Here is a 12,164-nt window from a genome sequence, read left to right on the forward strand (position 1 = left end):
TCTGCGTCTAGCCTGTCGTCCTGTGATGTCTCCGCGCCGTCTGGCGCTTCTCGGGGTGGCAGCCGGCGTGGCTGCCGCGGTCGGCGTTGCCTCACTCCACCCCGCGCCCGGGACGGACACGTCCGCGGACCCCGCACCGCCGAGCCTCACCGTGACGCCGTCGCCGTCGGCCGACCCGTCGGCGGTGCCGTCCGATACCTCCTCCGCGGCACCACCCGCTGCCTCCTCGGCGGAGGCTGGCCACGCCACCCCCGCGCGTCCGACGGACCCGGTCGTTCCCGAGGCCGTGAGCGGGGAGGAAGCAGTCGACGCCCTCGGCGCGCGCCTGCCCGAGGTGGCCGGACTCAACGGGTTCACCCCGACCCAGCTGACCGCCCTGCTGCGCGGCGACGACGAGGCGACGATCACGCCCTCGGGGATGCTGACGTTCAGCGACGAGGCGCTGTCCGTGCCGGCGTCGGCGACCGCCGGCTCCGGCACGAGCGCGCCGCGGGCTGAAGCCGCGATGGGCACGCAGCCCGTCCTCACCCCGGCCGAGACCTTCGCGCTGCACAGCCTGCCGGGCTCCACGACGACCATCTACCTCGACTTCACCGGGGTGAAGGTCACCAGCGCGATGAACTGGACCAATGACCCCTACGGGCTCGACCCGGGTACTTACCCGGGATGGCACCCCGGTGGTGGCACGGACACGGCGTCCGGCTCCACCTTCCCCGCCGCCGAGCTCGCTGCGGTGCACGACATCTGGGCCCGCGTGGCCGAGGACTTCGCGCCCTTCGACATCGACGTCACCACCGAGGACCCGGGCGAGGAGGCTCTGACCAAGTCCTCCGCTGGTGACCAGCTGATCGGCACCCACGTCGTGATCACCGGATCGACCTCGGTGCACAACCAGCTCTGCGGTGGGGTCTGTGGCGGTCTGGCGTGGGCCGGTGTGATCGACCACAAGGTCGCCGACTACGGCTGCAACCCCGCGACGCAGCTGGCCTGCAACGACATCGCCTGGGTCTTCCCGGACGCTCTCCAGAACGAACCGAGCGCGGTCGCCGAAGCGGTCTCGCACGAGGCCGGGCACACGTTCGGGCTCGTCCACGACGGCAACAGCAGTGCGGGCGACAACTACTACCAGCCCGGCTCGGGCCTGGCGGGGCAGACCGCCTGGAGCCCGACCCAGCCGTGGGCGACGATCATGGGGGGCAGCTACTACAACGCCCTCAGCCAGTGGTCGCGCGGCTCCTACCCGGGCGCCCGCAACTGGGACGGCTTCCCCGCGAGCAGCATCCCGCTGCAGGACGACATCGCCATCATCCGGGGGATCGCCGGATCCCGGGACGACGAGGCCGGCGCCGCGGTCGGCACCGCCGCGGGGATCTCGGCCGGGACGGCCTACATCACCTCGGCCGGCGACGTCGACGTCTACGCGATCGGGACCTGTGCCGCGGGCGCGACCATCGCCGCCATGCCGGTGTCCGACGGCCCCGACCTCGACCTCTCACTCAGCCTGCTCGACGCCACGGGCGCGGCGGTCGCGGGGACCAGCCCTGCGAGTCCGGTCACCCCCGCCACCACGCAGGCCCGCACGGCCGGCGGCTACCCCTGGCAGAACAACCCGTGGGTCCCCACCGCGTCGGGCCTGGATGCGGCCCTGACCGTCCCCGCCGACGGTGGTCCGTACTTCGTGCGGGTCGACGGCGTCGGTCAGGGGGACTGGGCAAGCCTCGGGTACGACGACTACGGCTCGCTCGGCGGATACACCGTGGCCACCACCGGTTGCGTCTCCCCGGTGGCCTTCGTCCCCGGGAGCCCGCGCTCACTGACGGTGACCACCACCGAGGCCGGCACCGAAGCGACCTGGGCCGCTCCGGCCAGCGACGGTGGGTCGCCGATCACCGGCTACCGGGTCACCGTCGGCAACGACGCCCCGGTCGACGTCGACGCCGCCACGCTGAGCTATCTGGTTCCCTCCGCGACGACCGCGCCGGTCACGGTCACGGTGAGTGCGCTCAACGCCCTGGGTGCCGGCGTCGCGGCGAGCGAGAGCTCGTTCCTGCTGCTGCCGCCGGGCAAGGTGGTCGGCCTCAAGGTGGCTGCCACCTCCACGGTGGGTGCGGTGCTGATCACCTGGAAGCTTCCGGCCACCGGTGGAGCGGTCGACTCCTTCCGCCTGACGGTCAGGCAGGGCGGGCCCACCGGCCGCATCGCCTACGACGAGTCCGGCCTGTCGCCGCTCTATCGCGGTCTCACGCTGTCGGGAGTTCCCGCCGGCACCTGGACCTTCACCGTCTCCGCGGTCAACGCCAAGGGCGAGACGCCGAGTCACTTCACCCTCGCCTACACGGCCCCGGGCCGACCCGTCGCGGCGCTCAGCCCCGGCAAGAAGGGCGGCAAGAAGACCATCGTGGCGACCTGGCGGCCCGGCGCCACGGGGACGTTCCCCACGACGTCGTACCTGGTGACGGTCTACACCCTCACCAAGGGGCGGATCACGGGCTCCAAGAGGGTGACCGCCAAGGCCGCCGTACGGCGCGTGGAGCTGGTGATGAAGGTGAAGAAGAAGACCACGTACGCCGTCGTCGTCCAGGCTCGGAACGCCCTCGGGCTCAGCGCCGCGAGCGCCCGCACCAGGGCGGTTACTCCCCGGTAACTTATCGGGCTAGGATCGGTCCATGGACGCTTCCACGGACCTGGTCACCTGCACGATCACCGACGGCATCGCCCAGGTGCGGCTCAACCGCCCGGAGAAGCTCAACGCCTTGACCCTGCCGCTGCTGGAGCAGCTGGCCGCCACCGCGCACCGCCTGCGCAAGGACAAGGCCCTGCGCGCGGTCGTGATCGCCGGCGAGGGTGACGCGTTCACCGCGGGTCTCGACTTCGCCACCGTGCTCTCCCAGCCGGCGGCCGTGGTCCGAGCCTTCACCCCGCGGCCGTGGCGCCGGGGTGGCACGAACACCTTCCAGGAAGCCTCCTGGGCGTGGCGTCAGGTGCCGGTCCCGGTGATCGCCGCGATCGACGGGCACTGCCTCGGTGGCGGCGTCCAGATCGCCCTGGGTGCCGACTTCCGGATCGCCTCGCCCGACTCGACCTGGTCCGTGCTCGAGGGCAAGTGGGGGATCATCCCCGACATGTCCGGCATCCAGTCCCTGTCGGAGCTGATCGGGATCGACCGCGCCAAGCTGCTGACGATGACCGCCGACATGTTCTCCGGCAACGAGGCCCACGAGCTCGGCCTGGTCACCGAGCTCGACGCCGACCCGATCGCCGCGGCCACCGCCCTCGCCGAGAAGCTGAAGGGCCGCTCGCCCGACACCCTCGCCGCGACCAAGCGGATCTTCAACCGCACCTGGCACTCCTCGCCGCGCCGCACCTTCGCCCGCGAGCGCCTCGAGCAGCTTCCCCTGCTCTTCAGCGCGAACGCCAAGATCGCCCGCACCGCCGCGTTCAAGAAGGTCGCTCCGGAGTACAAGCCCCGCCAGCGCTGACCTCCTTGATGGCCCACGGTTTTGTCGGTGGTGCCGTCTAGGTTCGGGGTATGGAGGAGCCGGTGTTCGACGAGGGGTCGGAGGCTGGTCGTGGCCTGGGTCCGACCGCCGGGTTCCCTGTCAACGACATGCTCGCGATGGCTGCCCACAGTGCGCAGATGGCAGCCATCGCTGAGGTCTCGAAACTGCACTACACCGTGGAGTGGGCCGCCGAGAACGGCCCCGAGTCCGGCCCTGGCGTCTCCTTCGGACGCGGGCCGGCACTCCTGGATCTGCTCCATGACATCCCGCTCGCCGGCGAGGGCGCCCCGTTGGTGCGGGAGGACGCGATCGCCGAGTTCGCTGTCGCCTTGGGGATGTCGGATTCCCAGGCGCGCCTGTGGATCGGGGACGCTCTCGAACTCGCCTACCGGCTGCCGAAGCTCTTCGACCGGTTGTGGGAGGAACACCTCCCGGTCTGGAAGGCCCGCCTGGTCGCTGCCGCCACCCGACCCCTGTCTGCTGAGGGGGCGGCGTGGATGGATGCCCAGCTGGCGTACCGGTTCGAGAAGGTCGGCCACACCACCCTGACCCGGTTGATCACGGAGGCGTTGACGCGGTTCGACCCGGATGAGGCGGCCCGGCGTGCTGAAGCAGCAGCTGATTCGCGGAAGGTGGAGGTCCACCTCGAGTCGGCTGCGTTGAACCAGAACGGTGTGGTCGACACCTACGCCTGTCTGGATCTGCCGGATGCGATCGACTTCGATGCTGCGGTCGCGATGGTGGCCGAGGAACAACGCGCTGCCGGGTCGGAGGAGTCGTTGGATGTGCGTCGGGCGCGGGCGGTGGGGATCATCGCTCGCCGGATCCTGGCCGGTGATCTGACGGTGGCGCCTTCGACGGCGCGGGATGCGAGCCTCTACGTCCATCTTGATGCTGATCCGGCCATGGCTGCGTGGGCACGTCTCGAGGCACCGGACACCCTGGTGCCGGTGGCTCGGGTGAAGGAATGGCTTTCGGGTGCGGGGAAGGTGATCGTGCGGCCCGTGATCGACCTGAACGAGGACCTGGTCCGCAACCCGTACGCCCCGTCACAGACGCAGCGTGAGCAGTTGTTCTTGGTTCAGAGGACGTGTGCGCATCCGTACTGCAACAAACGCGCACGGAAGGCGGATCTGGATCACATCAACGCCTTCGACAAGGACGGCCCGCCCGGCCAAACCCGGTCATCGAATCTCGCACCCTTGTGCAGATATCACCATCGGTTGAAGACCTTCACCGACTGGACCTACGCCCGCCTCGCGGCGGGGATGTATCTGTGGCGCACACCCACTGGTGACTTGCTGCTCCGCACCCGGGACGGCACCACACCCATCAGCTTCGCCCACTGACTCTGCCTCGACCCGGTGCCGGGCCACTCCCTCGCACGCTCATACCGATGGTCGGGCGGCGGTTGCACCCGCCGTCAACACCAGCCAACGATGCGCATATCGTGTGCCAGGTGCCGACGACGACGCCCTTCGTGCGACTCGTTTCCATCACAGCGGAGAACGTGCGTGCGGTCTGCGACCTGTCGGTGAGCGCGGAGCAGGAGCGCTTCGTCGCCTCGACTGCGGTCTCCCTGGCAGAAGCGGGGGTGTACCCGCAGGCGTGGTGCCGCGCCATCGAGGTGCCGGGCGTAGGACTCGTGGGCTTCGTGATGCTGCACGACACGACCGAGGAGCCCGGCTACATGCTGTGGCGCCTGCTGGTCGACCGGCGCTTCCAGGGGCGCGGCTACGGGGGTGCCGCCGTCCGCTCGGTCGCGGAGTACGTGCGCGGTCGCCCGGGTGCCGTGCGTCTCAAAGTGAGTGCGCGACGGGGCACCGGGTCCCCACGCGCCTTCTACGAGGCGCTCGGCTTCTCGCCGACCGGAGAGATCACCGACGGCGACGAAGACGTTCTGGTCGTTGACCTCGACAACATCTGAGTAGCTGAGGGCGCCCACCTGGAAGACCCCATCCGGACGCCCGACACTCACCCCAAGCGAGCCCTCATCGCGGGGAACGCCGTTTCCTGGAAGCCGGCACGCTCGTAGATGCCCTGCCCGGATGACGTTGCCAGGAGTTCCGCCCGGCCGACGCCCGTCTGCCGGGCCCACGACATGACGCCCTCGACTGCGGCTTGGCCGTAGCCACGGCCCCGGTGTTCCGAAGCCGTGCAGACGTTGCTCACCAAGATGTCGCGGCCCTCAGGGACGGAAGGGGACGGAGCAGCGTCGCGAATCGCGCCCATCGCACAAGCGACGACCTCGGAATCAAGCTCGACGACCGACATGCAGTAGTCGGGGTCGTCCACTCGTTCGGCAAACCAGCGGAACGCGTTCTCGCGCCACTCGCCAGTCGTCTCCACCGTGCCCATGGCCTCGAACATCTGCGCTCGCAGGTCGACCAGGGCAGCCACATCACTGGCTGTCGCACCTCGCACCACCACGTCACCCACGGCACGCAGCGTAGACAATCTCGGCGCAAGGAAGGGCCAGCCTCTCAGAGGTGACAAGTTGGCCGGGTTGGCGCCGATCTGGGAGTCTGCCGAGAGTGACCCTGCTGGCTGCGAAGATCTTTCTCGCGCCGCTCTGCGTCGTCGCGGTCTCACTCGCCGGTCGCCGCTGGGGAGTCGCCGTCGCCGGCCTGTTGGGCGGGTTACCCGTCGTCGCGGGTCCGATCCTGCTCGTGGAGACGCTCCATCACGGTGACGACTTCGGTGCCGATGCCGCCGCCGGCACTCTGCTCGGCCTCACAGCGCTGACCGCCTTCGTGGTTGCCTACGGCCGTCTCGCGGTGAGCGTCGGCCCACTTCCGAGCTTGCTCTGCGGGTGGACGTCCTTTCTCGTCGGAGTCGCCGCACTGAGCCTGGTCCACCCGCCTCTCATGCTGTCGCTGATCCTGTCCATCGCCTGTTTCGCGCTGGGACTGCGAGTCCTGCCGTCGGCACCTTCCGTGCAGGCCCCCGCTGTCTTGCCCTGGTGGGATCTGCCGGCTCGGGCGCTCTGTGCGACGAGTCTCGTGCTCACGCTGACCGCCGTCTCCGGCGCCGTCGGCCCCCATCTCAGCGGGCTGCTGGCGCCCTTCCCGGTCATCACCAGCGTCCTTGCCGTCTTCACACATTCGCTCGGCGGCAGCGGCCAGGTCGGCGTCCTGCTACGCAGCTTCCTCCTTGGCTTCTGTGGCTTCGCCGCGTTCAGCTTCACGCTCGCCGTTGCCTTGCCCGTGCTGAGCACTGCCGCCGCGTTCGGCCTCGCCACGGCGGCGGCCGTCATCGCGCAAGCGGCCATCTTCGCCGTGCGCTCCCGCCGTCGGTCGTCCACCCAGGCGGACGAGAGCGCGACAGCGGTTTCGCGTCCTGCGTGACCTGCGTCCCTCGCCACCGTTGGTTGAGACAGAAGCACGCCAGCGCGCTGAGACACCGGCGCCGACATCGGCGATGCGGACGGCCCTTGCCGTCAGCGACCTCACGCGGGCCGAGGCCAACCTGGTCGATTCCTTGCCTGGCGTGGAGGAGAAGGTGACGATGTCCCATGCATGGCTCGCCGAGACTGCTGTCGAACCCGGTGGCCAGGCGGGCGGCGGCGGGGACCTCGCGTCCTACGGCTTGGCATCGAAGGGCGAGGTCTACTACGACGCGACCGAGGACGATGTCACCTACAAGCTGTACCTCACCGCTGGCGGGGCGTCCCTGTACTACGACTCGGCGACCGACACGATCTCGGTGGCCCGCACCGTCTCGCGCGCCGATCTGGATCAGAAGTTCCTCGCCGACGTGGACGAGATCCGGTCGGCAGTCGATTCCTGGGGAGACAAGTACGGCACGTCGCCGAGCTTCGACACCAACAGGGGTTCAGGCCCCTACGTGTTGACGACAGGAGTCGGCGATGAGGTGGAACGTCCGCCGGTCACCGTCGACATCACGAGCGCTTGGGAGATGGACGCCGGAGCGTGGACCTTCTCAGAAGGCAAGCTGACTGATGCGACCTGGCTGAACTCGACATCGGACCCGGACCAGATCATCCGCCTGCGCGACGGTCAGGCCGCGTACACCGTTCGGATCCCGCTCAACGCTTCGTGACCGGCTTGAGCCAACCCTTGACCTTGGGGAACCCGCCCTTCGTGAACCCGAGCTCCAGGCCGTAGAGGGAGCGGACCGGCAACCGTGAGGCGTGACGACCCTGGTAGGCGTGCAGGCCGTTGGCGCAGGGCTTGCGGGTGTTCCGGCACGTCCAACCGTGGAAGTAGAGCAATGTCCGGGAGCTGGTGCGGACCACGTCGGCGCCACCGGGTCCACACAGCCTCTGCCTGTCGGAGCTGAGGAAGACGTGCGGTGTGGCCGCCTGCCAGCTGCCGAACGGCGTGAGCGCCCGCCGGTAGACGGTGCGATAGCTGCAGCGGGAGTAGTCGCCCTCGGAGGTGAAGAGGATCCAGAAGCGACCGTGCCGGACCAGCACCGGGTTCTCGATCACCCCGCTCGAGGTGAGTACCTGCCGACTGCGGCCGGAGGCGTGCAGCCCGTCGGCGGTCAGGGCGAGCAGGCGGATCGACGACGGCCGGCCGTCGGTCTTGTAGTAGAGGTACGGGCGGCCGTTGATGATGCTCACCGAGGGGTCGATCGCACCGTGTGAGCCCGGCGGGTTCGGCTCGGGCGTGGGGGTGGGCGTGGGGCTCGGCGCGACCGGGTCGACGAACTGGTCCTCGGCGGCCGGGACCTGGGCGTTGGGCGGGCACACCAGCGGTCGGTCGCCGACCGGGGTGAAGGACCTGGTCGGACGCGACGCGGTGGCGACGCCGATGCAGTGGCTCGACGGCTTCAGCCCGCGGACCGGCGCGGCGAAGTAGAGCACCCACCGGTTCCCGATCTTGATCAGGTCCGAGGCCCAGGTCTCGCCGACCTTGGCCCAGGCGGGCTTCCGGAGCAGGGCCGTGGAGCCCGTGGTCCAGGTGGTGCCGTTGCGCGACGTCGCCCGCGGCACCCCGGCGCCGGTGGCGACGGCGATGAACCGTCCGCCGGCCCGCACCACCCCGGGATCGGCGAGGTTGGTCGATGCGGTCAACGATCGCGGCTTCGGCCGGGGCTTCTTCGCCGCCGACGCCGGCTGGCTCAGCCCGGCCAGCAGGACCAGAGTCACGGCCATCGCGAGCAGGGCGCAGAAACGACCCGCCCGGGTCCCCTGAGGGGAACCCGGGCGGGACGAGCTGGAGTGATCCAGAATCAGAAGGCGTCCTCGCTGATCTCCATGAGCGAGTTGTCGACCGCCTCGGCGATCGCACGCTCAGCGGCAATCTTGGGGAGAGTGTAAGCAGCGAAGAACTTCGCCGCAGCGACCTTGCCCTCGTAGAACGCGACGTCCTTGTCCGCAGCACCCTCGGCCAGCTTGGCCGCGGCGACCTCGGCCTGGCGCAGCAGCAGCCAGCCGACGACGACGTCGCCGAGCGCGAGCAGCAGGCGCGAGGTGTTCTGCGCGACCTTGTAGATGTTGGAGATCTCCTCCTGCGCCGACATCAGGTCGGTGAACATGTGGCCGACGATGCCCTCGGCGTCCTCGAGGGACTTGGCGAGCAGGTCGCGCGCACCCTTGAGCTCCGGGTTGCCCTCGGTCGCGAGGAACTCCTTGACCTCACCGGCGAGCGCGCCGATCGCGTGGCCCTGGTCCTTGACGATCTTGCGGAAGAAGAAGTCCTGGCCCTGGATCGCGGTGGTGCCCTCGTAGATCGAGTCGATCTTGGCGTCGCGGACGTACTGCTCGATCGGGTACTCCTGCAGGAAGCCGGAGCCACCGAAGGTCTGCAGCGACTCGGTGCCGAGCAGGGTCCAGGCCCGCTCCGAGCCGTAGCCCTTGACGATCGGGAGCAGCAGGTCGTTCATCGCGATGGCGAGCTTGCCCGCGTCGCTGTCGATCGTGCCGTCGGCCTTGGCCAGCAGGATCTTGTCCTGCCACGTGGTCGTGTAGAAGACCAGCGCGCGCATGCCCTCGGCGTACGCCTTCTGCAGCATCAGCGAGCGGCGGACGTCGGGGTGGTGGGTGATCGTGACGCGGGGCGCGTCCTTGGCCGGGTCGGTCAGGTCGGCACCCTGGACGCGGGTCTTGGCGAACTCGAGCGCGTTCAGGTAGCCGGTGGAGAGCGTGGAGATGGCCTTGGTGCCGACCATCATCCGGGCGTTCTCGATGACGTCGAACATCTGGCGGATGCCGTCGTGGACCTCGCCGAGCAGCCAGCCCTTGGCCGGCTCGCCGCCGCCGATCTGCGGGTCGCCGAAGGTGACCTCGCAGGTGTTGGAGACCTTGATCCCCATCTTGTGCTCGACGTTGGTGACGTAGGCGCCGTTGCGCTCGCCGGTCAGCTCGCCGGTCTCGTGGTCGAAGTGGTACTTCGGCACCAGGAAGAGCGAGAGGCCCTTGGTGCCCGGGCCACCGACGCCCTCGACGCCACGGGGGCGAGCGAGGACCAGGTGCATGATGTTCTCCTGCAGGTCCGACTCGGCGCTGGTGATGAAGCGCTTCACGCCGGTGATGTTCCAGGAGCCGTCCTCGTTCGCGGTGGCGAAGGACTTGCCGGAGCCGACGTCGGAGCCCGCGTCGGGCTCGGTCAGCACCATCGTGGCGCCCCAGAGACGCTCGACCATGATCTCGGCGATCCGCTTGTCGCGGGCGTTGCCGTTCTCGTAGACGACCTTGGAGAAGAACGGGCCGCAGCCGTACATCCACACCGGGGTGTTGGCGCCGAGGATCATCTCCGCGGTCGCCCAGACCAGGCTGGCCGGCGCCGCCGTACCGCCGATCTCCTCGGGGGCGGACAGGCTCCAGAAGCCCGACTCCATCCAGGTGTCGTACGACTTCTTGAACGAGGCCGGCACCGGAGCGGTGTGGGTCGCGGGGTCGAAGACCGGCGGGTTGCGGTCGCTGTCCTCGAAGGACGCGGCGAGGTCCTCGCGCGAGATGCGCTCGACCTCAGCCAGGATTTCCTTCGCGGTGTCGACGTCCAGGTCGGCCCACGGACCGTTGCCCAACAGCCGGTCGGTGCCGTTGACCTCGAAGAGGTTGAACTCGATGTCGCGCAGGTTGCTCTTGTAGTGGCTCACAGCCCCACCCTTGTCTGTCTCGGTGCCTGGATCGCAGGAGGACAGCCGATAACTTACCGGCCAGTAACATAAGGGTAGGTCGTGCCACAAACCTGTGCAAGACCGGGGCGTGCTACAGCCAGGTGACACCTGTGACATCGAGGGACAGATCCCAGAGCCGGGACGCCGAGGCGAGGTCGTGCGAGCGCCGGCTGGAGGTGACGACCTGGGGTGCCCCGCGGGTCTGCCCCAGGCCGCTGGGACCGGTGTAGGTGCCTCCGGGGAGGTCGGCGGTCGCGGCCATCAGGCTCGGCAGGGCCCCGCCGTCGGGACCCTGCGAGATCGGACGGTAGGCCTTGGTCAGGATCCCGGAGAGGGGTCCGAAGGTGTTCGATCCGGTGATCAGGTGGGTCTGCGCGTAGCCGGGATGGGCCGCCAGCGCGCGGACCTGGCTCGACCCTGCCCGGAGGCGACGCTCCAGCTCGTAGGTGAAGAGCAGGTTCGCCAGCTTCGAGCGGGAGTACGTCGGCCAGCGCTTGTAGTGCGGGAAGTCGGCGCGCGGGTCGTCCAGCGGCGCCTGCTTCGCATAGCTGTGCACGATGCTCGACACCGTGACCACACGGGCCGCGGGAGCCGCTTCGAGTGCCGGGTGGAGCAGGGCGGTGAGCAGGAACGGGGCGAAGTGGTTGGTGCCGATCTGCAGCTCGAGCCCGTCGGTGGTGCGGCTGAACGGCGTCGCCATCACGCCGGCGTTGTTGACCAGCAGGTCGAGCGGCCCGCGCTGGCCGATCTCGTCGGCGGCGCGGCGGACCGAGGCGAAGTCGGTGAGGTCGAGGAGGGTGCTCGAGGTGGAGGAGCCGGGGGCGGCGAGGCTGATCTCGCGGGCCGCCTCGTCCAGCTTCCCGCCGCTGCGCCCGGCCAGGATCACGTGAGCGCCCGCGCGGGCCAGCTCGAGGGCGGTGTTGAAGCCGATCCCGCCGACGCTCGGGCCGGTGACGACGGCGGTCCGGCCGCTCAGGTCGGGGATCTGCGCAAGGGTCCAGGACGGGGGGTGGGCAGCCATGGGCTCACCGTAGTGGGAGGCCCTTGGCAGGGAAACTAGAACGTGTTCTCATATGGGCATGACGCTCGCCCTCCCCGACACGATCATCTGGAACGCGCCGAACGACCCGCACCCGGCGCGGCTGGCCTCGCAGCGCTCCTACTCCGCGGTCTCGCGCGGTGACCTGGCCGAGTGGTTGACCGTCTACGCCGAGGACGCGGTGCTCGAGGACCCGGTCGGCCCGTCGATGTTCGACCCCGAGGGGAAGGGACACCACGGCCACGCCGGCATCTCCGCGTTCTGGGAGGCGGCGATCGCGCCGATCGCGTCGTTCGAGTTCACGATCAACGACTCCTTCGCCAACCCGGGCTCCAACACCTGCGCCAACATCGGTCGGATCAGGACCACGTTCCCGGACGGCTCCTACTCCACGACCGACCTGATCATGGTCTACGTCATCCACGACGACGGCCGGGTCGCGTCGATGAAGGCCTTCTGGGAGCCCGAGCGCTCCATGGCGAACTTCACACCGGCGCCCTGACAAACGACTCAGAACCCCCACCCCGGAGCCGATC

The 12,164-nt window shown here is 69.4% G+C and carries 11 protein-coding genes; 7 read left to right on the top strand and 4 right to left on the bottom strand.

Annotated elements, in window-relative coordinates; all coding sequences use genetic code 11:
• Positions 1-25 precede the first annotated feature (25 nt).
• The 4 genes from ACZ5J1_RS00345 to ACZ5J1_RS00360 all read left to right on the top strand — a co-directional run bounded on the left by ACZ5J1_RS00345 (position 26) and on the right by ACZ5J1_RS00360 (position 5,427).
• Positions 26-2,644 (top strand): M12 family metallo-peptidase, encoded by a 2,619-nt coding sequence (locus ACZ5J1_RS00345; protein WP_464561520.1) that lies wholly within the window; start codon positions 26-28, stop codon positions 2,642-2,644.
• Positions 2,645-2,666: 22 nt separating this feature from the next.
• Entirely contained in the window at positions 2,667-3,479 is an 813-nt protein-coding gene (locus ACZ5J1_RS00350) for a crotonase/enoyl-CoA hydratase family protein (RefSeq protein ID WP_464561522.1), read from the top strand.
• A gap of 50 nt (positions 3,480-3,529) precedes the next feature.
• On the top strand, positions 3,530-4,849 hold the full coding sequence (locus ACZ5J1_RS00355; RefSeq protein WP_464561524.1) for an HNH endonuclease: 1,320 nt from the start codon (positions 3,530-3,532) through the stop codon (positions 4,847-4,849).
• A 110-nt stretch (positions 4,850-4,959) separates the two neighbouring features.
• Complete coding sequence (locus ACZ5J1_RS00360) at positions 4,960-5,427, top strand: GNAT family N-acetyltransferase (protein ID WP_464561526.1); 468 nt, start codon at positions 4,960-4,962, stop codon at positions 5,425-5,427.
• 47 nt (positions 5,428-5,474) lie between these two features.
• Here ACZ5J1_RS00360 and ACZ5J1_RS00365 read toward each other — a convergent pair whose 3' ends face one another.
• Positions 5,475-5,939, bottom strand: a complete 465-nt coding sequence (locus ACZ5J1_RS00365) for a GNAT family N-acetyltransferase (protein ID WP_464561528.1) — start codon at positions 5,937-5,939, stop codon at positions 5,475-5,477.
• A gap of 95 nt (positions 5,940-6,034) precedes the next feature.
• Here ACZ5J1_RS00365 and ACZ5J1_RS00370 point away from each other — a divergent pair, with 95 nt between their 5' ends.
• Positions 6,035-6,847 (top strand): hypothetical protein, encoded by an 813-nt coding sequence (locus ACZ5J1_RS00370; protein ID WP_464561530.1) that lies wholly within the window; start codon positions 6,035-6,037, stop codon positions 6,845-6,847.
• Between the two features lie 73 nt (positions 6,848-6,920).
• Positions 6,921-7,562 (top strand): hypothetical protein, encoded by a 642-nt coding sequence (locus tag ACZ5J1_RS00375; protein ID WP_464561531.1) that lies wholly within the window; start codon positions 6,921-6,923, stop codon positions 7,560-7,562.
• Here ACZ5J1_RS00375 and ACZ5J1_RS00380 read toward each other — a convergent pair.
• The 3 genes from ACZ5J1_RS00380 to ACZ5J1_RS00390 form a co-directional block, all read right to left on the bottom strand.
• Positions 7,549-8,622 carry a family 43 glycosylhydrolase gene (locus ACZ5J1_RS00380; protein WP_464561533.1) on the bottom strand — a complete coding sequence of 358 codons (1,074 nt, stop codon included), beginning with the start codon at positions 8,620-8,622 and terminating at the stop codon, positions 7,549-7,551. The two genes, ACZ5J1_RS00375 and ACZ5J1_RS00380, sit on opposite strands and share 14 nt — an antisense overlap.
• A 77-nt stretch (positions 8,623-8,699) precedes the next feature.
• Positions 8,700-10,568, bottom strand: coding sequence for an acyl-CoA dehydrogenase (locus ACZ5J1_RS00385; RefSeq protein ID WP_464561535.1), 1,869 nt, complete (start codon positions 10,566-10,568; stop codon positions 8,700-8,702).
• Between the two features lie 112 nt (positions 10,569-10,680).
• On the bottom strand, positions 10,681-11,610 hold the full coding sequence (locus tag ACZ5J1_RS00390) for an oxidoreductase (RefSeq protein ID WP_464561537.1): 930 nt from the start codon (positions 11,608-11,610) through the stop codon (positions 10,681-10,683).
• 58 nt (positions 11,611-11,668) lie between these two features.
• Here ACZ5J1_RS00390 and ACZ5J1_RS00395 point away from each other — a divergent pair, with 58 nt between their 5' ends.
• Entirely contained in the window at positions 11,669-12,130 is a 462-nt protein-coding gene (locus ACZ5J1_RS00395; RefSeq protein ID WP_464561539.1) for a nuclear transport factor 2 family protein, read from the top strand.
• The last annotated feature ends 34 nt before the right edge of the window (positions 12,131-12,164 follow it).

The sequence above is a fragment of the Nocardioides sp. JCM 18999 genome, from assembly GCF_055391175.1.

What these genes read in the sequence shown, in the direction of transcription:
- ACZ5J1_RS00345 (WP_464561520.1), top strand. Translation starts at nt 26, where the DNA reads ATGTCTCCGCGCCGTCTGGCGCTTCTCGGGGTGGCAGCCGGCGTGGCT.
- ACZ5J1_RS00350 (WP_464561522.1), top strand. Translation starts at nt 2,667, where the DNA reads ATGGACGCTTCCACGGACCTGGTCACCTGCACGATCACCGACGGCATC.
- ACZ5J1_RS00355 (WP_464561524.1), top strand. Translation starts at nt 3,530, where the DNA reads ATGGAGGAGCCGGTGTTCGACGAGGGGTCGGAGGCTGGTCGTGGCCTG.
- ACZ5J1_RS00375 (WP_464561531.1), top strand. Translation starts at nt 6,921, where the DNA reads ATGCGGACGGCCCTTGCCGTCAGCGACCTCACGCGGGCCGAGGCCAAC.
- ACZ5J1_RS00380 (WP_464561533.1), bottom strand. Translation starts at nt 8,622, where the DNA reads ATGGCCGTGACTCTGGTCCTGCTGGCCGGGCTGAGCCAGCCGGCGTCG.
- ACZ5J1_RS00390 (WP_464561537.1), bottom strand. Translation starts at nt 11,610, where the DNA reads ATGGCTGCCCACCCCCCGTCCTGGACCCTTGCGCAGATCCCCGACCTG.
- ACZ5J1_RS00395 (WP_464561539.1), top strand. Translation starts at nt 11,669, where the DNA reads ATGACGCTCGCCCTCCCCGACACGATCATCTGGAACGCGCCGAACGAC.